The sequence below is a fragment of the Streptomyces sp. NPDC048424 genome, from assembly GCF_040651555.1.
In the GTDB taxonomy this organism is placed as follows: domain Bacteria; phylum Actinomycetota; class Actinomycetes; order Streptomycetales; family Streptomycetaceae; genus Streptomyces.
The window spans coordinates 292692-312678 of the sequence record NZ_JBEZKE010000005.1 but is presented as its reverse complement, the minus strand read 5'-3'; the positions used below and the strand labels follow the sequence as shown (position 1 = coordinate 312678).

Annotated in this window: 17 protein-coding genes and 1 pseudogene; 2 read left to right on the top strand and 16 right to left on the bottom strand. The window is 70.8% G+C overall.

All coding sequences use genetic code 11. The annotated features are described in order from the left end of the window. Nucleotides 1-5: 5 nt before the first annotated feature. Both AB0D29_RS10165 and AB0D29_RS10160 read right to left on the bottom strand, forming a co-directional pair. Nucleotides 6-1010: a carbohydrate ABC transporter permease gene (locus AB0D29_RS10165; protein ID WP_362853071.1), complete on the bottom strand. Its 1005-nt coding sequence runs from the start codon at nucleotides 1008-1010 to the stop codon at nucleotides 6-8. Between the two features lie 4 nt (nucleotides 1011-1014). After that, entirely contained in the window at nucleotides 1015-1935 is a 921-nt protein-coding gene (locus tag AB0D29_RS10160) for a sugar ABC transporter permease (RefSeq protein WP_362853070.1), read from the bottom strand. Between the two features lie 499 nt (nucleotides 1936-2434). On the opposite strand from AB0D29_RS10160, the gene AB0D29_RS10155 reads away from it, so the two are divergent. Continuing rightward, a complete protein-coding gene (locus AB0D29_RS10155; RefSeq protein ID WP_362853069.1) occupies nucleotides 2435-3889 on the top strand; it encodes an RICIN domain-containing protein in 1455 nt (484 codons plus the stop codon). Nucleotides 3890-3971: 82 nt separating this feature from the next. Here the strand turns inward: AB0D29_RS10155 and AB0D29_RS10150 are convergent, their stop codons facing one another. From AB0D29_RS10150 to AB0D29_RS10135, 4 genes are all read right to left on the bottom strand, one after another. After that, nucleotides 3972-5723: a glycoside hydrolase family 35 protein gene (locus AB0D29_RS10150; protein WP_362853068.1), complete on the bottom strand. Its 1752-nt coding sequence runs from the start codon at nucleotides 5721-5723 to the stop codon at nucleotides 3972-3974. Nucleotides 5724-5829: 106 nt separating this feature from the next. Then, the gene (locus AB0D29_RS10145; protein WP_362853067.1) at nucleotides 5830-6276 is read right to left on the bottom strand and encodes an ATP-binding protein; all 447 of its coding nucleotides are present in this window, start codon (nucleotides 6274-6276) and stop codon (nucleotides 5830-5832) included. Between the two features lie 88 nt (nucleotides 6277-6364). After that, nucleotides 6365-6694 (bottom strand): putative quinol monooxygenase, encoded by a 330-nt coding sequence (locus AB0D29_RS10140; protein WP_362853066.1) that lies wholly within the window; start codon nucleotides 6692-6694, stop codon nucleotides 6365-6367. Between the two features lie 61 nt (nucleotides 6695-6755). Continuing rightward, nucleotides 6756-7769: a zinc-binding alcohol dehydrogenase family protein gene (locus tag AB0D29_RS10135; protein WP_362853127.1), complete on the bottom strand. Its 1014-nt coding sequence runs from the start codon at nucleotides 7767-7769 to the stop codon at nucleotides 6756-6758. Between the two features lie 147 nt (nucleotides 7770-7916). Here AB0D29_RS10135 and AB0D29_RS10130 point away from each other — a divergent pair, with 147 nt between their 5' ends. Further along, nucleotides 7917-8336, top strand: a complete 420-nt coding sequence (locus AB0D29_RS10130) for a helix-turn-helix domain-containing protein (protein ID WP_362853065.1) — start codon at nucleotides 7917-7919, stop codon at nucleotides 8334-8336. 20 nt (nucleotides 8337-8356) lie between these two features. On the opposite strand, the gene AB0D29_RS10125 is transcribed toward AB0D29_RS10130, so the two are convergent. The 10 genes and pseudogenes from AB0D29_RS10125 to AB0D29_RS10080 all read right to left on the bottom strand — a co-directional run bounded on the left by AB0D29_RS10125 (nucleotide 8357) and on the right by AB0D29_RS10080 (nucleotide 19838). Beyond that, nucleotides 8357-9163 carry a DeoR/GlpR family DNA-binding transcription regulator gene (locus AB0D29_RS10125; RefSeq protein WP_362853064.1) on the bottom strand — a complete coding sequence of 269 codons (807 nt, stop codon included), beginning with the start codon at nucleotides 9161-9163 and terminating at the stop codon, nucleotides 8357-8359. A 107-nt stretch (nucleotides 9164-9270) separates the two neighbouring features. After that, entirely contained in the window at nucleotides 9271-10404 is a 1134-nt protein-coding gene (gene galK, locus AB0D29_RS10120) for a galactokinase (protein WP_362853063.1), read from the bottom strand. After that, complete coding sequence (gene galE, locus AB0D29_RS10115; protein WP_362853062.1) at nucleotides 10401-11360, bottom strand: UDP-glucose 4-epimerase GalE; 960 nt, start codon at nucleotides 11358-11360, stop codon at nucleotides 10401-10403. Before galE ends, galK begins: the two co-directional genes overlap by 4 nt. After that, nucleotides 11357-12406, bottom strand: a complete 1050-nt coding sequence (gene galT, locus AB0D29_RS10110) for a galactose-1-phosphate uridylyltransferase (protein WP_362853061.1) — start codon at nucleotides 12404-12406, stop codon at nucleotides 11357-11359. Before galT ends, galE begins: the two co-directional genes overlap by 4 nt. 98 nt (nucleotides 12407-12504) lie before the next feature. After that, nucleotides 12505-13605: a heparin lyase I family protein gene (locus AB0D29_RS10105; RefSeq protein ID WP_362853060.1), complete on the bottom strand. Its 1101-nt coding sequence runs from the start codon at nucleotides 13603-13605 to the stop codon at nucleotides 12505-12507. 677 nt (nucleotides 13606-14282) lie between these two features. Then, nucleotides 14283-14636: pseudogene (locus tag AB0D29_RS10100) on the bottom strand (hypothetical protein); the annotation flags it as partial. Between the two features lie 239 nt (nucleotides 14637-14875). Beyond that, nucleotides 14876-15685 (bottom strand): DeoR/GlpR family DNA-binding transcription regulator, encoded by an 810-nt coding sequence (locus AB0D29_RS10095; protein ID WP_362853059.1) that lies wholly within the window; start codon nucleotides 15683-15685, stop codon nucleotides 14876-14878. 353 nt (nucleotides 15686-16038) lie between these two features. Further along, nucleotides 16039-17070 (bottom strand): ABC transporter permease, encoded by a 1032-nt coding sequence (locus AB0D29_RS10090; protein WP_362853058.1) that lies wholly within the window; start codon nucleotides 17068-17070, stop codon nucleotides 16039-16041. Next, complete coding sequence (locus tag AB0D29_RS10085) at nucleotides 17067-18656, bottom strand: sugar ABC transporter ATP-binding protein (protein ID WP_362853057.1); 1590 nt, start codon at nucleotides 18654-18656, stop codon at nucleotides 17067-17069. Before AB0D29_RS10085 ends, AB0D29_RS10090 begins: the two co-directional genes overlap by 4 nt. 132 nt (nucleotides 18657-18788) lie before the next feature. Further along, nucleotides 18789-19838, bottom strand: a complete 1050-nt coding sequence (locus AB0D29_RS10080; RefSeq protein ID WP_362853056.1) for a substrate-binding domain-containing protein — start codon at nucleotides 19836-19838, stop codon at nucleotides 18789-18791. Nucleotides 19839-19987: the final 149 nt, after the last annotated feature.

Genomic DNA, 19987 nt, shown 5'->3' with positions numbered 1-19987 from the left:
ACGTGTCACTCCTTGACGCTGCCGGCGGCCAGGCCCGACTGCCAGTAGCGCTGGAGCAGGAGGAAGACGACGACGATCGGCGCGATGGTGAGGAGGGAGCCGGTGATGATGAGGTCGAACACGGGCTCGCCGCCCGCGGTCCTGGCCTGGGCGCTCCACGCGTTGAGACCGAGAGTGAGCGGATACCAGTCCGGATCCTTGATCATGATCAGCGGCAGGAAGTAGTTGTTCCAGGTCGCGACCATGGAGAAGAGCAGCACCGTCACCGTTCCCGGCATCAGCAGCGGCAGGGCGATCCGGAAGAAGATGCGCAGCTCGCCGGCGCCGTCGATGCGGGCGGCCTCGAGCAGTTCGGAAGGTACCGCCTGTGCGGTGAACACCCACATCAGGTAGAGCCCGAAGGGCGAGACCAGGGAGGGGATGATCACTGCCCACGGCGTGTTGGCCAGGCCCATGCCGCTGAACATCAGGAACGTGGGAACGGCGAGGGCCGTACCGGGGACGGCCACGGCCCCGATGACGACGGCGAACACGGCTCGGCGGCCCGGGAACTCGTACACGGCCAGCGCGTATCCGCCGAGGACGGCGAGCAGCGTCGCACCGCCCGCGCCGGCGGCGACGTACAGCAGGGTGTTCAGCGTCCAGCGGACGAAGGCCCCGTCGTCATAGGTCAGGGTGCGGGAGATGTTGTCCCAGAGCTGGAAGTCCTTGCCGAGCCACAGGCCGTAGGAGTCGAGGAGGCCCTCCTGGTCCTTGGTCGCGTTGATGACCAGCCACACGAGAGGCAGGAGGGTGTATACGAGGACCAGGCCGGTCACCAGGGTCAGCGGGATGCTGGGCCTGGGGTCGAGCGGGGTGTGGGCCCGTCGGCGGCGACGCCGTGGCGCCGCTCGGGGCGGTGCGGCGACCGGGGGCCTGAGCGGTCCGGTGGCAGCGCCGCTCGGGTCCGCGCCGGAGTCGACGGTGCGCTCCCTCGTGTCCGAGGAGACACCGATGGGGTCCGTGATCATGTGCTCAGCCCTTCCGCATGCCGCGGAGCTGGACCGCGTAGGCGATGGCCGCGGTGAAGATGCCCATCACGATGGCGATGGTCGCCGCGTAGTTGTGCTGCTGCCCGGAGAAGGCCAGCGAGTAGGTGTAGAGGTTCGGGGTGTAGTCGGTCGTGATCGCGTTGGGAGCGAGGTTCTGCATGATGTTCGGCTCGTTGAACAGCTGGAAGCTCCCGATGATCGAGAAGATCGTCGCGATGACCACCGCGCTGCGGATGGCGGGCAGTTTGATCGCGGTGACGATGCGCCACTCCCCGGCGCCGTCGATGGCCGCCGCCTCGTAGAGGGAGCGCGGAACCACCTTGAGCGCGGCGTAGAAGATCAAGGTGTTGTAACCGACGAACTCCCAGGTCACGACGTTGCCGATGGAGGCGAGCACCAAGGGGGGCGAGAGCGGGTCCGGGAGCGACAGGCCGAAGGCGTCGTTCAGGTTGCCCACCAGGCCGAACCGGGTGCCGTAGATGAACCCCCACATCAGGCTGGCCACCACGGCCGGTACGGCGTAGGGCAGGAAGACGGCGACCCTGAAGAAGGACTTGCCGTACAGCCGACCGCTGTCGATCGCGAGCGCGACGAGCAACGCGATCCCCAGCATGACCGGCACCTGGACGAGCAGGAACAGCCCCACGCGGGCCGATCCCTCCCAGAAGCGCGCATCGGTCAGCGCTTGGAGGTAGTTGTCCGCGCCGACGAAGGAGGTACCGCCGATCAGCCGGTCGCGCATCAGGCTGAGATGGAACGCGTACCCGATGGGAGCCAGGAAGACGAGGGCGAACACCGCTGCGAAGGGCCCGACGAACCCCCAGCCGACGAGGGCGTTCCGACGTGCACGTGAACGGGAACGGGATGGGGGGACTGCCTTTGCCGGTGCCGGCAGGAGCGACATGGTGGGTCCTTGTGTCAGTGACCTACAGGTCCGCGACGGAGGACGGGACGACTGGCCTCCGGGCCGGAATCGGCCTCCATGGGGCAGGACCTGATGAGAAATGTTTACGTAACCATCGGTCCGGCGATCGTGGCACTCCGAGTGGGGGGCGTCAAGCATCCTGCGCCCGCTGGCCGAAAAACGAGCCGCCGGACGGCGGTGCCGCCCGCCCGGGGCGCCTTCCACGTACACCCGGCCGCAGACCTTCCGACCAAACCTCCACATGGGGAACGGAGTTGGGCGGCGAGGCGACACCCGTGCCGGTTGTGACGATTCGCGTCCGACTGCTTGACAGGCCCCGACTCGGCTCCCAGACTCGCAGCCAACCGCTGAGTGTTTACGTAAACATTACAGAGGTGGAACACCGATTTCACCGGGACCGGCATCTGCGCCGGGTCCACAGCCATGGGCTCGTCCGCCCACGGACACCTCCTTGCCCGCCAGCCATCGCGAGGTACTCATGCGACGTCATCCCCCCTGCATCGCAGCCCTGTTCGCCGTTCTGATTGCCCTCTTCGCGAGCCTCCTCGGCGGCCTGGGCACCGCCGCGGCCTCCCCCTCCCCCGTCACCGTCGTCAACGCGACGCAATTCACCGATCCCGCCGGCCGGCCCGTCCACGCCCATGGCGGAGGGGTCGTGAAGGTGGACGAGTACTACTACTGGTTCGGAGAGGACCGCAATCCCGACAACAGCTTCCGGTACGTCTCCGCGTACCGCTCCACCGACCTCAAGACGTGGGAGTTCCGCGGCCACGTCCTGTCCCAGGCCAGCCACCCCGAGCTGGCCACCGCCAACATCGAACGCCCGAAGGTGATGTACAACCGCGCCACCGGACAGTTCGTCATGTGGATGCACAAGGAGGGCAGCGCCACCGACTACGGCGAGGCCCGTGCCGCGGTGGCCGTCTCCTCCACGGTCGACGGCGACTACTCCTGGCGCGGGAGCTTCCGGCCGTTGGGGCACATGTCCCGGGACATCACGACCTTCGTGGACACCGACGGCACCGGCTACATGATCTCCGCCGCCAACGAGAACGCGGATCTGCACGTCTACCGGCTCACCGCGGACTACACCGGCATCGAGACCCGGGTGCAGAAGCTGTGGGCCGGCCAGTCGCGCGAGGCTCCGGCCCTGTTCAAGCGCGACGGCGTCTACTTCCTCGTGACGTCCGGCGCCACCGGCTGGTCCCCCAACCAGCAGAAGTACGGCACGGCCGACAGCATCACCGGGACCTGGAGCTCGCTGCGGGACCTGGGCGACAGCAGGACCTACGGTTCCCAGACGGCCTTCGTACTGCCCGTCGAGGGGACGTCCGGCGTCACCACCTACCTGTACATGGGCGACCGCTGGGGCAACTCGATGGGCGGCATGGTCAACGACTCGCAGTACATCTGGCTGCCGTTGAAGTTCCCGACCAGGACCACCCTGTCCATGGACTACTACCCGCAGATCACCGTCTCCACGGAAAACGGAACCGTGCGGGGCACCGGTGACTGGAACACCCTGACCGTCGCGCACAGCGGCAAGTGCGCCGATGCCGCCGACTGGTCGGTGGCCGAGGGCGCCGCGCTGATCCAGTGGTCCTGCGCGGCCGGAAGCGTCAACCAGCAGGTGTGGTTCCAGGGCGCCGGGGACGGCACGGTACGGATCGTGCTCCGGCACAGCGGGAAGTGCCTCGCGGTCCGGGACGCGTCCCCCGATGACGGCGCCGCCGTAGTGCAGACCGCCTGCGGCGACGGGCCCGGACAGAAGTGGAGGACGTCCCAGGCGGGCCCGACCGGCATGCGGCTCGTCGCCCAACACAGCGGCAAGTGCGTCGATGTCGCGAACCAGTCATGGGCCGACGGCACGCGGCTCGTCCAGTGGACGTGCAACGGAGGCGACAACCAGAAGTGGCGGCGCTCGGCGGTCTGACCCGCCCCGCCCCCGCCCCGGCACCGGTGGGGCCGTGTGGACCCGCGACGTGGGACACGGCCCCGCACGGCCTCCGGGGCGGTCAGTCCTCGACGGGTCCGAGGTCGGGCGCGTCCCGGAAAGCCACCTTCCGGTCAGGGCCGGGTGCGTGGAGTTCGAGTACGACGACTTCGTTCGCCCCCCTGCACAGCACCGGGCCGGGAACGTACAGCGCGCGCTGGGGGCCCCTGGACCAGTAGCGGCCGAGGCCGAAGCCGTTGACCCAGACGCTGCCCTTGCGCCAGCCGTCGAGGTGGAGGAAGGTGTCGGCCGGCCGGTCCACGTCGAAGGTGCCCCGGTAGAAGGCCGGCCCGGCCGGGGTGGTCGCCCCGGCGCCGAACGGAAGGTCCTCGATCGCCGTGAGCGGCAGCGGACGGCTGGTCCATCCGTCGAGCGGGGAGCCGCCCAGCAGAACGCGGCCGAGCAATCCCTTGCGGTCGTGGATGCCCGGGCCGTAGTTCACCCGCCCCTGGTTCTCGACGAGTACGGTCAGGACGGCGCCCGGCCGCGGGACCGCGAAGGTGAGGGCATGCTCGTGGCTCTCCCGCTCCAGCACCCCCACCGGCTGGCCGTCGAGGAAGACCTGGGCGCGGTCGCGCACCTGCTCCAGTTCGAGCAGGGCGGGACCGGCATCCGGCAGCTCCGCCTCGTAGAGCACGAAGCCGTAGCCCTGTCCGAGTTCCTCCATGGTCAGCGGACGGTGCGAGGCGACGGCGTCCCCGAGGGCGGGCGCTGCGTCCAGCAGGCCGATGCTCTCGGTCAGTTGCACCGCCTCCAGGCTGAACTTCTCAGCACGCGGCGGCGGTACCTCGGCCGGGACCGGGGCGTATTTGGCGATGACCTCGCGGAACGCGGCGAACTTCTCGGTCGGGTCGCCGGCCTCGTCGAGGGGGGCGTCGTAGTCGTAGGAGGTCACGGTCGGCCGGTAGGTGTGCTTGTCGTTGGCGCCGTTCATGAAGCCGAAGTTCGTGCCGCCGTGGAACATGTAGAAGTTCACGGACGCCCCCGTCGCGAGCAGCTCGTCGAGCTCCTGGGACGCCTGCTCCGCGCCGCGGACGACGTGGTGTGCGCCCCACCGGTCGAACCAGCCGATCCAGAACTCCGTGCAGAGCAGCGGCCCGGACGGCCGGGCGGTGCGCAGGGCCGCGAGGTGTGCCGCCGACCGGCTGCCGAAGTTCGCGGTGGCGAGCACGCCCGGCAGCGCCCCCCGTTCCAGGTCGGCCGGCTGGTCGCAGGTGAAGAGCGGGACGTCGACGCCGTGGCGGTGCAGGGAGTCGGCGAGGTGCTCCAGGTAGGCCGTGTCGTCGCCGTACGCGCCGTACTCGTTCTCCACCTGCACGGCCAGCACCGGCCCGCCCCGGCTGGCGAGGCGGTCGTGCAGCGGGGGCAGGAGCCGGCCGAAGTAGTCGTCGACCGCGGCGAGGAAGCGCGGGTGGCGGCTGCGCAGCCGCATGGACGGGTCGGCCAGGAGCCATGAGGGCAGGCCGCCGCCCTCCCATTCGGCACAGATGTAGGGGCCGGGCCGCAGGAGTACGTGCAGCCCCTCGGCGGCGGCGAGATCGAGGAACCGGGGCAGGTCGAGCCCGCCGTCCAGGCGGAACTCGTCGGGCCACGGCTGGTGGAGGTTCCACGGCACGTACGTCTCCACCGTGTTGAGCCCCATGAGACGGGCCTTGTGCAGCCGGTCGGCCCAGAGGTCGGGATGGACGCGGAAGTAGTGCAGTCCGCCCGAGAGGATGCGGAAGGGATCTCCGTCGAGCCGGAATCCGTCGTCTTCGATCTGGAGAAGGGGCATGCGCGTGCTCCTCAACTGAACAGGGATGCGCGTATCGCGCGGGACTGTCGCCGCCTTGAATGTTTGCGTAAACATTGGCGCGATGGCAAGTCCCTGCCGCGGACGGTCAGGTCGGCAGCTCCGCCCAGACCAGCTGGCCGGCGGCCGTCGGCCGGACGCCCCAGGCGCTGCTCAGCGTATCCACCAGCAGCAGGCCGCGGCCCGTACAGCTCTCGGCGCGGACCGAGTGCGTGCGGGCGCGGGGGTCGAAACCCGGTCCTGAGTCCTCGACTTCCAGCCGCACCACCCGTTGGCCGGTGTCGGGACAGCGCAGCGCCAGGGTGATCCGGGCCGGGGTGCCGCCGTGGCGGACGGCGTTGGTGGCCAGCTCGGTCGCGATCAGGAGGAGGTCGTCACCCGGCCCGTGCAGGTGCCATCCGGCGAGCCGGGCCGTGATCCAGGTACGCAGCAGGCGTGGGGCCTTGAGGTCCGCCGGGAGCTCGTAGCGGTGTGCGCACGGGGTGAGCTTGCGGGAGCTCGGAGCGGTTGTGGTGAGGCGGGCGATGCGAGGCATGAGGTCTCCTCGGCTGGCAGGTGTTGCGGGAGCCCGCCCGTGACGGGCGGGCAGGCGGGCAGGCGGCCGTCGGGCGGGCAGGCGGCCGTCAGGCCGGTTCGGCCGTGGCGGCGAGCGGGACCTCGCGCAGCGGAATCAGCCTGATCGGCTCCGCCAGGAGCTCTGCGAAGCGGGCTGCGAAGGCCTGGAAGTGGGGCGTGGCCAGGTGGAAGTCGAGGGCTTCCTGGTCGGCCCAGGTCTCGCGTACGTAGAAGGTGCCGGGCTCCTCCAGCAGTTCGAACGGCGTGTAGTCGTAGCATCCGTCCTCGGCGCGCGACGGTTCGACCAGTGCGGCCAGGGCGTCCTGCAACGCTCGGCGGCGCGCCGGCTGCGCGCGCACGCGGGCGAGGGCGACGAGCGGGTGGGAACGGGGGGACATGGCCTTCTCCTCGGGTCGGACTGCGCCGGGGCGGCGCGATGGGTGGGGTCTGGTCACCGGCTCAGAAGCCGGTGAGGGTGATCTTGCCGATGGCGCTGCCGGATTCCAGGATCCGGTGGGCTTCGCGCAGATGGGCCGCGTTGACCGTGCCGAGGTCCGTGGTGGCGGTCGTCGCGAGGGCGCCGCGGTCGACGAGCCCGGCGACGCGGGTGAGGATGTCGTGCTGTCGAGCCCGGTCCGGGGTGCGGTACAGCGAGCGGGTGAACATCAGCTCCCAGTGGAAGGAGAGGCTCTTGGACTTCAGCAGCCCGATCTCCACGGGCCCGAAGTCGTCGATGGCGACGATCCCGCCGAAGGGCCGCAGCATGTCGGCGTAGGCGGCGAGGTTGCGGTCGGTGCCGGCCGTGCTGAAGACGTGGTCCAGGCCGCCGGGTGCGACCTCGGCCACTTGCTGCGGCAGCGGGCGGTGGTGGTCGACGACGTGCGTGACGCCCATCCTGCGTGCGAACTCGGCGCTCTCCGGCCGCGAGGCGGTGCCGATCACCGTCAGGTCGGTGAGGGCCCGCGCCAGTTGCGCCACCATGGCCCCGACGCCGCCGGCGGCCGCCGTCACCAGCATGGTGCCGCTCTCCCGTCCGGCTTCCGACTCGCGCAGGCCGAGCCGTTCGAAGAGGCCCTCCCAGGCGGTGAGGGAGGTCAGCGGCAGGGCTGCGGCGTCGGTGAAGGAGAGGGTGGCCGGCTTGGGTCCGACGATGCTCTCGTCGACGACGTGGAACTGGGCGTTGGTGCCGGGGCGGTCGATCGCGCCGGCGTAGTAGACCTCGTCGCCGACCGCGAACAGCTCGACCCGGTCGCCGACCGCGACGACGGTGCCGGCCGCGTCCCAGCCGAGCACCTTGGGGCGGCCGCCCGGGTCGTCGTTGCGGCGCACCTTGTAGTCGACCGGGTTGACCGCGACGGCCTCGACCCGGACGAGGAGGTCGTGCGGGCCGGGCCGGGGCACGGGCAGTTCGACGTCCACCAGGCTCGCGTCGTCCTCGACCGGCAGGCTCGCGCGGTAGGCGACCGCCTGCATCGTCCCGTTCGGCATCTCGTTCGACATCTCGTTCATCCCGCCTTCTCTCACGGTGGTCTTCGTCTCCGGGTGGGCCGGGGAGGGCCGCAGGCCCGTTCCGGACGCTACCCCCGGGGACGTAGTAACCTGCAAGGGAGGCTACTTCCCATGGGGAAGTATCGAGGTGGACGACGCACCGGACAGGGAGTGGAAGCCATGGTCATGGGCTGCACGTCGGAGCGGCACGACCAGCACGACGTCTACGCGGCGCAGTGCCCGTGTCGCGGGGTGCTCGACCTGCTGGCCAACAAGTGGTCCGCGCTGGCCATCGGCGCCATGGAGGACGGGCCGCAGCGCTTCGGCGCCCTGCTCCGCCGCCTCCAGGGCGTCAGTCCGAAGGTCCTGACCGGCACGCTGCGCCGCTTGGAGGAGAAGGGGTTCGTCGACCGGACCGTGTACCCGGCGGTGCCGCCGCACGTGGAGTATGCGCTCACGGCGCTCGGCCACAGCGTGGCGGAGCCCTTGGGGCAGCTGCGGAACTGGGTCGAGAACCACCTCGACGAGATCCAGGCCCTCGATCCCGCCTGAGACCTTGTCGGTGCCGGCCTTCAGGACTGGGTGGTGCCCAGGAGCAGTTCTCCCACCGAATCCCTCAGGACGGAGCACGCCTCGGGGTCGAGGCCGTCGTCGGAGACGAAGTAGTCGATCTCCGGGAGGGCGATGAACCGGCTGAGACCGACGACGCCCCATTTGGTGTGGTCCGCGACCACGGCCACCTGAGTGGCGCAGTCGATCAGTGCCCGGTTGGTCTCGGCTTCCGCGAGGTTCGGAGTCGTCGCGCCGGCGCGTTCGGAGACGCCGTGCGCCCCGATGATGAGCAGGTCCACCTGGAGGGAGCGGATCGCCTGGTCGGCGAGTGGTCCGACGAGCGAGGCCGACTTGGTGGGAGTGCCGCCGGTCAGGAGCAGCGTGGGACCCGCGGGGCCGGCCTCGGCCCCGGTGGGCCGCAGCAGTTGGGCGACCGGCAGGGAGTTGGTCACCACCGTCAGACCCGCGACGTCCCGGAGTCGGGCCGCCACCGCGTAGGACGTCGTTCCGCCGGAGATGGCCACGACGCTGCCCGGTTTCACGAGGGCGGAGGCTGCCTCGGCCACCGCAGACTTGGCCCGCGACTCCAGACCGGCCTTCGTTTCGAAGGGGGGTTCGTCTCCTGTGGTGACGCAGGCGCTGATCGCGCCCCCGTGCACCTTCGACAGGGAACCGGTGCGGGCGAGCACGTCGAGGTCACGACGAATCGTCATGTCGGAGACGCCCAGCTGTTCCACGAGATCGGCCACCCGCACGGCGCCCTCGCGGCGCACGATGTCGAGGATGAGAGCCCGCCGCTGCGGTGCAAGGCGTGCTGTCTCGGTCACGATCTCGTCCCCGGTCCTCTGCGCGTCGTCCGTGTACGCCGCCGCATTCGCACGGCATTCCTCACGAACGAACAGTCTACGTCGCAGGGCTTGGCCTCACCGTGTTCTTACGCAATGCGCCGGGCGCCGGCGGCCGGGGAGACCGGGAACAGGTGCGGAGCCTGGTACCCGGCCGCACGGAACGCGGTGGTGACCGCGGCGCCGATCGCTTCCACCCGGTCCTCCTCCGCCAGCACGATGACGGACCCTCCGAAACCGCCACCGGTCATGCGCGCGCCGAGGGCTCCGTACGCCAGGGCGGTGTCCACGACGAGGTCGCTCTCCGGGCAGGAGATCCGGAAGTCGTCGCGCAGCGATGCGTGGCCGCCCGTGAGGATCGGCCCCAACGCCGCCAGGTGCCCGGCCCGAAGGCGGGCGACGGCGTCGGTGACCCGCGCGTTCTCCGTCACCACGTGCCGGACCAGGGGCACCAGGCCGTCGGGGAGCGCTCCGGCCGCCCCGGGCAGGTCCGCGGGAGTGAGGTCGCGCAGTGCCGCCAGCCCGAGCAGCCGGGCGGCCTGCTCGCACCCGGCCCGCAGGGCCGCGTACGCGCCGTCGCCGAGGTCGTGCTTCACCCGGGTGTCGACGACCAGCAGGCTCATCCCCTGGGCCTCCGGGGCGAACGGGACCTGCTCGTGGGCGCCGGCGCGGATGTCCAGGTGCAGGGCCGAACCGGCGGTGCAACAGGCGGAAGCCAACTGGTCCATGGCCCCGCACGGCACTCCGGCGAAGCCGTTCTCCGCACGCTGGCCGATCAGTGCGAGGGCGGGTGCGCTCAGCTTCAGCCCGTAGAGGTCGTTGTAGGCGAAGGCGACCGCGCACTCGAGGGCGGCGGAGGACGAGAGGCCGGCGCCGGTGGGCACCGTGCTGTCGATGTGGAGGTCGGCGCCCCCGGGCCGGTGTCCGGCTTCGCGCAGCGCCCAGACGACCCCCGCCGGGTAGGCGCCCCATGTGGTGACGGCGCCGGGGGTGAGCCGGTCGACGTGGAGGTCGATGACCGGGCCGTCCCCCTGGGCGCTGTGCAGCCGCAACCGGCCGTCCTGGCGCCTGCGGGCCGCGACGAGGGTGTGCTGGGGGATGGCGATGGGCAGGGCGAGGCCGTCGTTGTAGTCGGTGTGCTCGCCGATCAGGTTGACCCGGCCGGGCGCGGCCCAGACCCCTTCCGGGTAGGCGCCGTAGATGCGCCGGAAGGCCTCCTTCATGCGGTCACCTCACGTGCGAAGGTCCAGGCGTCGGCCACGATGGAGTCCAGGTCGGTGTGGCGGGGCCGCCAGCCCAGGCGCTCGCGCGCGCGGGCCGCGGAGGCGACCAGTACCGCGGGGTCGCCGGGGCGGCGGGGGCGGACGACCTCCGGGATCGTCCGGCCGGTGACCCGTCGTACGGAGTCGATCACCTCCCGGACCGTGAAGCCCTCGCCGTTGCCCAGGTTGCAGATCAGGTGCTCGCCGGGGCGGGCTGCCGCGAGGGCCAGCAGGTGGGCCTCGGCGAGGTCGGCGACGTGGATGTAGTCGCGTACGCAGGTGCCGTCGCGCGTGGGGTAGTCGTCGCCGTGGACGTCGATGTGCGGGCGGCGTCCCAGGGCGACTTGGAGGACGAGCGGGATGAGGTGCGACTCGGGTTCGTGGCGCTCGCCGTGGCCCGCGTGGGCGCCCGCGACGTTGAAGTACCGCAAGGAGACGGCGGCCAGGCCGTGGGCGGCGGCCTCGCCGGTGATCAGGTGGTCGACGGCCAGTTTGGTCGCGCCGTAGGGGCTGGTGGGTGCGGTGCGGGCGTCGTCGGTGATCGGCAGCCGGTCGGGTTCGCCATAGACGGCAGCGGTGGAGGAGAACACCAGGGTGCGCACGTCCGCGTGCCGCATGGCGGCCATCAGCTCCAGCGAGCCGGTGACGTTGTTGCGCCAGTACTTGTCCGGATCGCGTACGGACTCGGCCACCTGCGAGGAGGCGGCGAAGTGCAGGACGGCGGCGTGGTCGGCGGACAGGAGGGCGGCGGCGTGCCCGAGACCGCCCCGGACGAACTCGGCGCCCGCGGGTACGGCTTGGGGCGTACCGGTCGACAGGTCGTCGAGCACCGTCACGCGGTGGCCGGCTTCGAGGAGGTGGGCCACGACCACGCTGCCGATGTAGCCGGCTCCCCCGGTGACGAGGTACCGGCTCATGACGCGACCTCGCGGAGCCGCCGGGCCGCGTCCTCCGGGGCGATGTCGTTGACGAAGGAGTCCATGCCGGATTCCACCCCGGCCAGGAACTTGAGCTTGCCCGCCGATCTGCGCACGGTGAACAGCTCCAGGTGCAGTGCCAGTTCCCGGCCGCCGGTCTTCGGCGCCTGGTGCCAGGCGGAGATGTAGGGGGTGGGGGCGGTCCGAGCCGGCTCCCCTTCCTGCCGGAACAGTCGGTCGAACCTGCGCAGCAGCTCCAGGTACATCCCGGGGAACTCGGCGCGCTCGGCCTCCGTGAGGTGGGTGAGATCGGGGACGCGGCGATGGGGGTAGAGGTGCACCTCGTACGGCCAGCGGGCGGCATAGGGGACGAACGCCGTCCAGTGCTCCCCCGCCAGCACCACGCGCGAGGTGGCGGCCCGGGCCTCGGCGAGCAGGTCCTCGAAGAGGTTTCCGCCGGTGACGGCCCGGTGGGTGTCGGCGACGGCGATCATCTTGGCGGTCCGCGGCGGGACGAGCGGAAAGGCGTAGATCTGGCCGTGCGGGTGCGCGAGGGTGACGCCGATCTCCGCGCCGCGGTTCTCGAAGCAGTACACCTGCTCGATGCCGGCGAAGGACGAGAGCCGCTCGGTGCGGTCCGTCCAGGCGTCGAGTACGAGCCGGGCGCGGTCCTCGGTCAGATCGGCGAAGCTGGCACCGTGCTCCGGGGTGAAGCACACGACTTCGCAGCGTCCGAAGCGCCCCGCCAGCGAGGGGAAGCGGTTCTCGAACACGGCCACCTCGTAGTCCGCCGCCGGAATCTCGCTGTGGCGCCCGTTCCCCGAGGGGCACAGGGGGCACGCTTCGGTCGGCGGATGGTGGACGCGCCCCTGCCGGTGCGAGGCGATCGTGACCCAGTCACCGGTGGCCGGATCCAGGCGCAGCTCCGGGTGGCTGTCGACGGGCTCCAGCGCTCGCCGGTCGACCGTGTCGCGCTCTGCGCTCTCGTCGAGGTCGAAGTAGATCAGCTCGCGGCCGTCCGCGAGCTTCGTCGAGGTTCTCTTCACGGAAACGTGCCCGTCTCTCGGAGTACGGTACGGCGCTGTCGCGAGCCATACATCGACAAGATTAAACAGAAAACAAATAAAGTCAACGTTTGGACTCGTCAGGTGCGCGCCCGGCGGTGTGCGCTGCGGGGCGAGCCCTTGGCGGTACGCCGTCGCATCAGGACGAAAGCGGCTCCTGCCAGGGCTGCCACGGCGCCCCCGACCACGCCGATCCTACCGGCGCTCCCGTGCGCGGTCGCGTCGGTCCGCGCCTCGTGTACGGCCTCACCGGGAACGGTGTCACCGCCGGCCGGCACTTCGCCGGCCGAGGCGGACGAGGAGGTGGAGGGCGAGCCCGTCGGGGTGGGGCCGGTCGGCGCCGTCGGGGACTGCGAAGGGGAGGAAGCACCCCCCGGGGTGGTCGCAGGTGCGTCCGGTCGGGAGTCGGCGGTCGTGCTGGTGATGGCGATGTCGTCGATGAAGAGGACCGCTTCGGATGCTCCGACCCGCTTCGACGACCCCTTCTCGGGACGCCAGTTGGGGCGGTAGGCGCCGATCCTGAAGTGCGGCGGTTCGCCGCGGTGGTAGTTGTTGGCGCCCTGGTGCGAGCCGACGGTGACGCCGTCCCGCGTGACGCGGATCGAACCGGGCCTGCCCGCGGAGGACCAGGTGATGTCGAAGGTCCATCGGTTCCAGCGCCCCGGACGCGCGGCGCCCAGCGGGATGAGGGCCTCCTGTATCTCACCGTTGGTCATCCAGTGGACCTTCAGCTGCCAGTTGGCACCGTGGACCGAGAGTGCGACGACGGGCTTGATGCCCTCGCCGTCGTCCTGCGTGCTGAACCACTGGGCGACGATGGTGTCGAGGTCCCGCTCCTGCCAGTCGCTGGGCAGGTAGTTGGCGAAGTCGAACCGATGACTGCCCGCGTCCAGGCCCTTGATGACCAGTTCGGACTTGAACGAACGTCCGTCGTTGGGGATGTTCACCCGCGCCGCCTGCCCCGACCTCCCTCCCGGCGCGGGCCCGACGAGGACACGGCCGAAGCCGTTGATCGCCATGAACGGCAACTTCTGGGAGGGGGACTCGAAGTCGTAGGACACGGAGTTGGCGGCGGCTGCCGGGGAGGCGGCGGCCAGACCGGCGACCAGCAGGGCGCCGGTGCAGGCGGCGACGAGGCGGACCGGTCGACCGGTGGGCGACAGCGGTATGGCGAGGGGCATGTACATGTGTCCTTGTAGGAGGAGGTGATGACGATCGGTCCACAGGGACCGGTACGGCAGGACGGGCTCGGCGCCCTCACGCGCAGCGTCGGTGCGCGGGTCGGCCTTCCGGTACGGCGCTCACAGGCGCTCGCCCGCCGGCCGAAAGTGTCGCGACCTGCTGGGCAGGGAGCCGGACGGACCAGCAACTACGGTAAATCCAGGGTTGGTTGTCGGCTCAACCGGGCAGCCTGAGCCCTTCGACGGCAGTGCCGGCCTGCCGTGGACGGTGCTCGCCGTCATCCGCACGCGCTCGTAGCGCGGGTTGTCACGGCGCGTCTGCTCCTCCTCCGTGGTACGCCAGTGTTCCAGCGCGTCGGCGCCCGCGAAGGCGTCGGCCCTGACGCGCGGCCCGAGGAGGCCCGACCGATCGACGAAGGCGATTTCTCCTCCCGCCGGCTCGTCGCGGCTCCAGCCGGCAGGCACCGGCAGGGTGACCCCGCCCCCGTCCTGGAAGCGGTAGCCGTCGGGCGGGGACGGCGCTGCCGTGCTTCCACGACCGCCCGGAGGGGAAGCGGACCCGACGCCGAAGAGCGCGCGGGCCAGAGCAGCGCCGCGGTCACGGCACATGCCGCGGCCAGGGCCGCCGCGCCGGACCACCGCAGGCCCCGGCGTGCGCGCCGGGCGGGGGGGGCGGCGACGGCGTACGCCGTCTCGATCGGCGCTCCCCGGTCGAAGGGATGACGGCCCTCGACAGCTCGGTACAGCGTGACGCCGAGGCACCAGAGGTCACCGGCGGCCCCGGCGTCGCCACCGCGCAGGCGGTCCGGAGCGAGGTTGGCGAGGGAGCCGACCAGTTCGCCGGTCCTGGTGAGCGTCTCGGTGCTGCTCACGCCGGCGATGCCGCAGTCGGTGAGGAGGATCCGGGCTGCCTCGGCCGTCGGGAGCGCACGGAGCTCGTCCTCGGCACGCCAGACGGTTCCCATGCCGCCGCGGCCGACTCGCTGCACCAACCGGTAGCGGCCGGCCACGAGCCGTCCTTGTTCCGACACCGTCGCACTTCCCCGCTTTCCTGCTGCGCGCCCGTACGGCGGACCATAACGCCACGCCGTATATGCGGCCAAGAGGTGCGGGGAAATGCCTTGCGCCGCCGCCCGAGGCTCCGAGTGGGGTGCAGCGCAATGTATTTCGGTCCGGCTTCTCACCCGCCACGATGAACGCAGAAATACCACTTTGGCCCGTAACGTTTTTCGGGGCGCCGGGAGCCGTTGGACGGAGCGGTCGGGGCCCCTCAGGCCCGCTGGGTCTCCGCCAGGATCAGCCGGCCGACCTGTTCGCCGAGGACGGTGCGCGCCTGCTCGGTGAGCCCGTCGTCGGACACGAAGTAGTCGATCTCGGACAGGCCGGCGAACCGGCTCAGCCCGACGACGCCCCACTTGCTGTGGTCGGCCACCACGGCCAGCCGTGTCGCGGCGGAGATCAGGGTGCGGTTGGTCTCCGCCTCCGCGAGGTTCGGGGTGGTCACCCCGGCCCGCTCGGAGACGCCGTGCGCGCCGACGATGAGCAGGTCGACCTGCAGGGAGCGGATCGCCTGGTCCGCCAAGGGCCCGACCAGAGAAGCGGACTTGGTGGGGGCCCCGCCCGTGACCAGCAGGGTCGGGGCCGCGGCCCCGTCCTCCGTCCCGAACGACCGCAGCAGCTCCGCGACGGGCAGGGAGTTGGTCACCACGGTCAGGTTGGGGATGTCGCGCAGCCGGTGGGCGACGGCGTACGTCGTCGTCCCACCCGAGATCGCCACGACGCTTCCGGGCTGGACCAGTTGGGCGGCCGCTTCGGCGATCGCCGCCTTGGCCGCGGACTCGAGCGTGGACTTGGTCTCGAAGCCCGGCTCGTCGCCCGTGGTGCCCGAGGTACTCACCGCGCCGCCGTGCACCTTCTCGACCGACCCGGTCCTCGCGAGCACGTCCAGGTCGCGGCGGATGGTCATGTCGGACACCCCGAGCTGCTCCACGAGCGCGGCGACGCGCACCGCTCCCTTGCGGCGCACGATCTCGAGGATGACTTCCCGCCGCTGGGCCGCCAGCGGTGCCGACTCCGTCACAGTCCCACCCAATGATCTCTAGCGAATTCCAGACAGAGATCAATTGTACACTGCATCCAATAACGGCGGGCAAGGGGTTCGCAGCACCCGGTCCTGCCGAACCTTCGCACCGAAGGGCGGATTTGCCGGGATGCGTATCCAATTGACCATCCCTCGTGACCGTCCCACTCCTTTGCCCCTGCGTGCAATTATCGGCGGCGCATCCCGAAATGCTTCTCCCCGATTCCCGACGGCCTCTGTGTGATTGATCGTGTTTCAGGCCGGTGGACCCATTCGCCGGGCGAGGCCCGTCCCTTGCGGGGCGGGCCTCGTCGACCGACCGCGCCACCGTCGCGTACGTCGCGTTCGCCGTGTCAGTGCGGCAGTCCGACGGCCCGTTCGCCGCTTCGGCGCTGCTGGATGACGACGGCGGCGACGAGGAGGGCGCCCTGGGCGACGTTCTGCCAGAAGGTGTTGATGCCCTGGACGGTCAGGCCGTTCTCCAGCGCGCCGAGCAGCGCCACGGCCAGCAGCGTGCCGCCGATGCCGCCCTTGCCGCCCTTGAGCGCACAGCCACCCAGCGCCGCCGCCGTGATGGCCTTGAGTTCGAGGCCCTCGCTGCCCGAGACGGGCTGCCCCGATCCGGTCCGCGCGGTGAGCAGGATGCCCGCGACCGCCGCCACCACGCCGATGAGTGCGTAGACGGCCACCAGGTACTTGTTGATGTTGATGCCCGCCAGCCGCGCCGCGGTGTCGTTGCCGCCGATCGCGTAGATGTTGCGGCCGATGTCCGTGTACTTCAGCATCACGTGCACCGCCAGCGCCACGATCACCAGGATCCAGATCATTACCGGCACCCCGGCGATCTTCCCGCGCCCGAGGAACACGAAGAGGGGATCGTTGAGTACGTAGCCCTGCGCGCGGCCGTCGGAGACGAGCTGGGCCACGCCCTTGTAGGCGGCGAGGCCCGCGAGCGTCGCGATGGTGGGGTTGACCCGGCCGTAGACGATGGCGACGCCGTTGACCACGCCGACGAGGATGCCGATCCCGATCGCGGCGGCCATCCCCAGGTAGGGGTTGGACCCGCCGGAGGTGAAGACCATGGCGCTCACGACGGACGCCAGGCCGGCCTGGGAGCCGACGGATATGTCGAGGCCGCCGCAGATGATCACGACCGTCTGGACGATGGCGAGCAGCCCCGTGATCGTCACCGCCTCGCCGATGACCTGGATGTTGGCGAGGCTGAGGTAGTTGTCGTTGAGGAACCCGAACAGGGCCAGGACGAGGACGAGGGCGCCGATCAGGCTGAGGTTCTGCCCGCCGAGCGAGGTGAGCAGGGCCCCTGCGGTCTTCCGCGCCGGAGCGGGGAGGGTCTCGGTGGTGGCCGGCGTCTGGGTGGTGGTCATCGAGCGTCTCCATCGGCGGAGTCGGTGAGCGGTCGGTCGGATGCGGCGGGGGCGAGGTCGTCCGCCATGGCGAGGTTGAGGATGGCTTCCTCGGTGGCTTCCGCCCGGCCCAGTTCGCCGGTGATGCGGCCGTTCTGCATCACGACGATCCGGTCGGCGAGGCCCAGGACCTCGGGGAGTTCGGAGGAGATCACCAGCAGGGCGACCCCCTCCCGGGCGAGGTCGGCGATGATGCGGTAGATCTCGGCCTTGGCACCGATGTCGATCCCGCGCGTCGGCTCGTCCAGGATCAGGACCTTGGGCTTGCGCAGCAGCCAGCGGGCGAGCACGACCTTCTGCTGGTTGCCGCCCGACAGTTTGCGCACTTCGTGCTCGATCGAGGGGGTGCGCACCCGCAGCCTGTCGGAGAAGTCCTGCGCCACCGCCTTCTCCTGGCGGCTCTGGACGAAGCGCCAGCGGCGCAGCCGGTCCAGGCTGACCAGGGAGGTGTTGTCGCGGATGGAGCGGTGGAGGAACAGCGCCTGGGCCTTGCGCTCCTCGGGGGCGAGCCCGATGCTCGCGCGGATCGCGTCCCGGGGGCTGCGCAGACGCAGGGGGCGACCGTTCAGGCACACGCGGCCCGATCGGATGGGCCGGTCGCCGGCGAGGGCGAGGGCCAGCTCGGACCGCCCGGCCCCCATGAGCCCGGCCAGGGCGACCACCTCTCCGGCGCGGACCTGGAGGTCGATCCCGCTGACGTCGTCCGTGGTGACGTCCTCCAGCTGCAGGACCACCTCGTCACGGGCGACGTCCTGTCGCACGAACAGGGAGGACAGGTCACGGCCCACCATCAGGCGGACGACCTCCCCCTCGTTGGTGTCGCGGGCCTCCAGCACGCCGGCGACCGTGCCGTCGCGCAGTACGGCGATGCGGTCGGCGAGGCGGAAGATCTCCTTCATGCGGTGGGATACGTAGATGACGGCGATGCCCTGGTCCCGGAGCCGGTCGATCAGGCCGAAGAGCGCTTCGACCTCGTTCTCGGAGAGGGAGGAAGTGGGTTCGTCGAAGGCGATGACCTTTGCCTCACCGGTGAGCGCCCGCAGGATCTCCACCAACTGGCGTTGCGCTGGGGTGAGTTCGGATCCCAGCTGATCGGGGTGGATGACCTTCTCGAATCCGAGCCGGGTCAGGTCCGCGGTGATGCGGCGCCGTAGCTCCGCCCGGTCGAGGCGGCGCAGGGCGGTGCGCGGCAGGGCCCCCGCGTACACGTTCTCGGCGACCGAGACGTGCGGGATGATCTCGGGTTCCTGGGGGATGATGCGGATCCCGGCCTCGTGGGCGTCGTGCGGTGAGGACAGGGTCCGCGGGCGCCCGTCCCAGAGGATGCTCCCCTCGGTGGGCTGGTGGTCGCCGGTGAGGATCTTCAGCAGGGTCGACTTGCCCGCTCCGTTCTCCCCCATGAGGGCGGTCACCCGGCCGCGGGGGAAGGTGAGCGTGACGCCGCTGAGCGCCCGTACCGCACCGAACCGTTTGGTGATGTTCTCGACGGAGATCTCTTCGCCGGGATCCCGGACGGGGGCGGGTGGCTCTGTACCGGCTGTGGTCATGGGGGCCTCGCAAGCTGGGGTTACGTGGGGCGTTCGGGCCGGCGGCGCTGCCGGCCGGCGATGGTGCTCTGGGCGGGGGCGGGTACGGCCGCCGGTGCGGCGGCCGTACCCGTCCCGGCCGCGGGCGCGGGCTCAGCCGCAGGTGACTCCCGCGTCCTTCCAGTTGGAGGCGTCGACCATCCTGGTCGGGGCGAAGGCTTCCTTCGGGAAGTCCTTGCCGTTCTTGAGCTTGTCGTAGATCGTCTGCACCGCCAGGGCGCCGACGTCCCGGCCGTTGATGAACAGCGCGGCCTTCATCCCGGACGGCTTGCCGGAGCTCCAGTTCTTGCAGGCGAGGTAGGCGCCGAGGCCGACGCCGATCACGTTGTCGGCCGTGAAGCCGGCGTTCTCCAGGGCGGTGACCCCGCCCTGGACGTTCTCGTCGTTGCAGCCCCAGACCACCCAGTGCTTCACGGAGGCGTTGGCGGTGATCGTCGCGGCGATCTTGTCCTGGGCGCCCGTCGGCGAGTTGTCCGTCGGCACGTCGATGTTCTGCACCGCCGTGCCCGCGGCCTCCGCGAACGCCTTCTTCGACGCGTTGACACGGTCGGTGCACACGGTGACGTCCTGCTTCCAGGCCGATATCGTCCGCGTCTCCGCCGGGTTCCAGCCGGCCTTCTTGAACTCCTCGGCGGCCCGCTTGCCGACCTCGCCGCCCATCTGCTGGCCGCTGAACCCGATGCGGGGCACCAGGTCGTCGGCGCCGCAGGCGGAGGGGTCCGGGCCGGTGCTGCAGATCTGGTCGTCCGACGTCAGGAGGGCCACCTTGCCGGTCTTCGCCAGCTGTACGACCTGCGGGCCCACGGCCGGGTCGGGAACGACCACGATCAGCCCGTTGCTCTTCTGCGAAATGGCCGCCTGGGCCTCGCTCACCGTCTTGTTGGCGTCGTTGCCCAGGTTCACCACCTTCAGGTCGATCCCGAGCTCGCTCGCCTTCGCCTTCGCGCCGGCGGCCTCGCCGATGAAGTACTCCTGGTCGCCCTGCTTCTGCAGATAGGTCAGGGAGATCTTCCCGTCGACCTTCGCGATCTCCGCGGCGGCGCCCGTCGCCTCCTGACCACTGGAGCACGAGGACAGGACGAGCATCGTGGCCAGGCCCAGGGCCGCGGCCGCTACCGGACGGCGGTGGTGGTGAGTGAGCATGTCGATCCCTTTGCTTGAACGGGTCGCACCGGGCGACCAGTGGGGCACGTGCGATGGGGTGGGGGTCCGGCCGCCGTCGAGAGAGCCGCCCGGGGCTGCAGGTCCCTGGAGACTCGCGGGGAGGGTGTCCGGCCTCGGCCGACGAGTTC

Coding starts and splice junctions, on each gene's coding strand:
- AB0D29_RS10165 (WP_362853071.1), bottom strand. CDS start 1,010: ATGATCACGGACCCCATCGGTGTCTCCTCGGACACGAGGGAGCGCACC.
- AB0D29_RS10160 (WP_362853070.1), bottom strand. CDS start 1,935: ATGTCGCTCCTGCCGGCACCGGCAAAGGCAGTCCCCCCATCCCGTTCC.
- AB0D29_RS10155 (WP_362853069.1), top strand. CDS start 2,435: ATGCGACGTCATCCCCCCTGCATCGCAGCCCTGTTCGCCGTTCTGATT.
- AB0D29_RS10150 (WP_362853068.1), bottom strand. CDS start 5,723: ATGCCCCTTCTCCAGATCGAAGACGACGGATTCCGGCTCGACGGAGAT.
- AB0D29_RS10145 (WP_362853067.1), bottom strand. CDS start 6,276: ATGCCTCGCATCGCCCGCCTCACCACAACCGCTCCGAGCTCCCGCAAG.
- AB0D29_RS10140 (WP_362853066.1), bottom strand. CDS start 6,694: ATGTCCCCCCGTTCCCACCCGCTCGTCGCCCTCGCCCGCGTGCGCGCG.
- AB0D29_RS10135 (WP_362853127.1), bottom strand. CDS start 7,769: ATGCAGGCGGTCGCCTACCGCGCGAGCCTGCCGGTCGAGGACGACGCG.
- AB0D29_RS10130 (WP_362853065.1), top strand. CDS start 7,917: ATGGGGAAGTATCGAGGTGGACGACGCACCGGACAGGGAGTGGAAGCC.
- galK (WP_362853063.1), bottom strand. CDS start 10,404: ATGAAGGAGGCCTTCCGGCGCATCTACGGCGCCTACCCGGAAGGGGTC.
- galE (WP_362853062.1), bottom strand. CDS start 11,360: ATGAGCCGGTACCTCGTCACCGGGGGAGCCGGCTACATCGGCAGCGTG.
- AB0D29_RS10105 (WP_362853060.1), bottom strand. CDS start 13,605: ATGCCCCTCGCCATACCGCTGTCGCCCACCGGTCGACCGGTCCGCCTC.
- AB0D29_RS10090 (WP_362853058.1), bottom strand. CDS start 17,070: ATGACCACCACCCAGACGCCGGCCACCACCGAGACCCTCCCCGCTCCG.
- AB0D29_RS10085 (WP_362853057.1), bottom strand. CDS start 18,656: ATGACCACAGCCGGTACAGAGCCACCCGCCCCCGTCCGGGATCCCGGC.
- AB0D29_RS10080 (WP_362853056.1), bottom strand. CDS start 19,838: ATGCTCACTCACCACCACCGCCGTCCGGTAGCGGCCGCGGCCCTGGGC.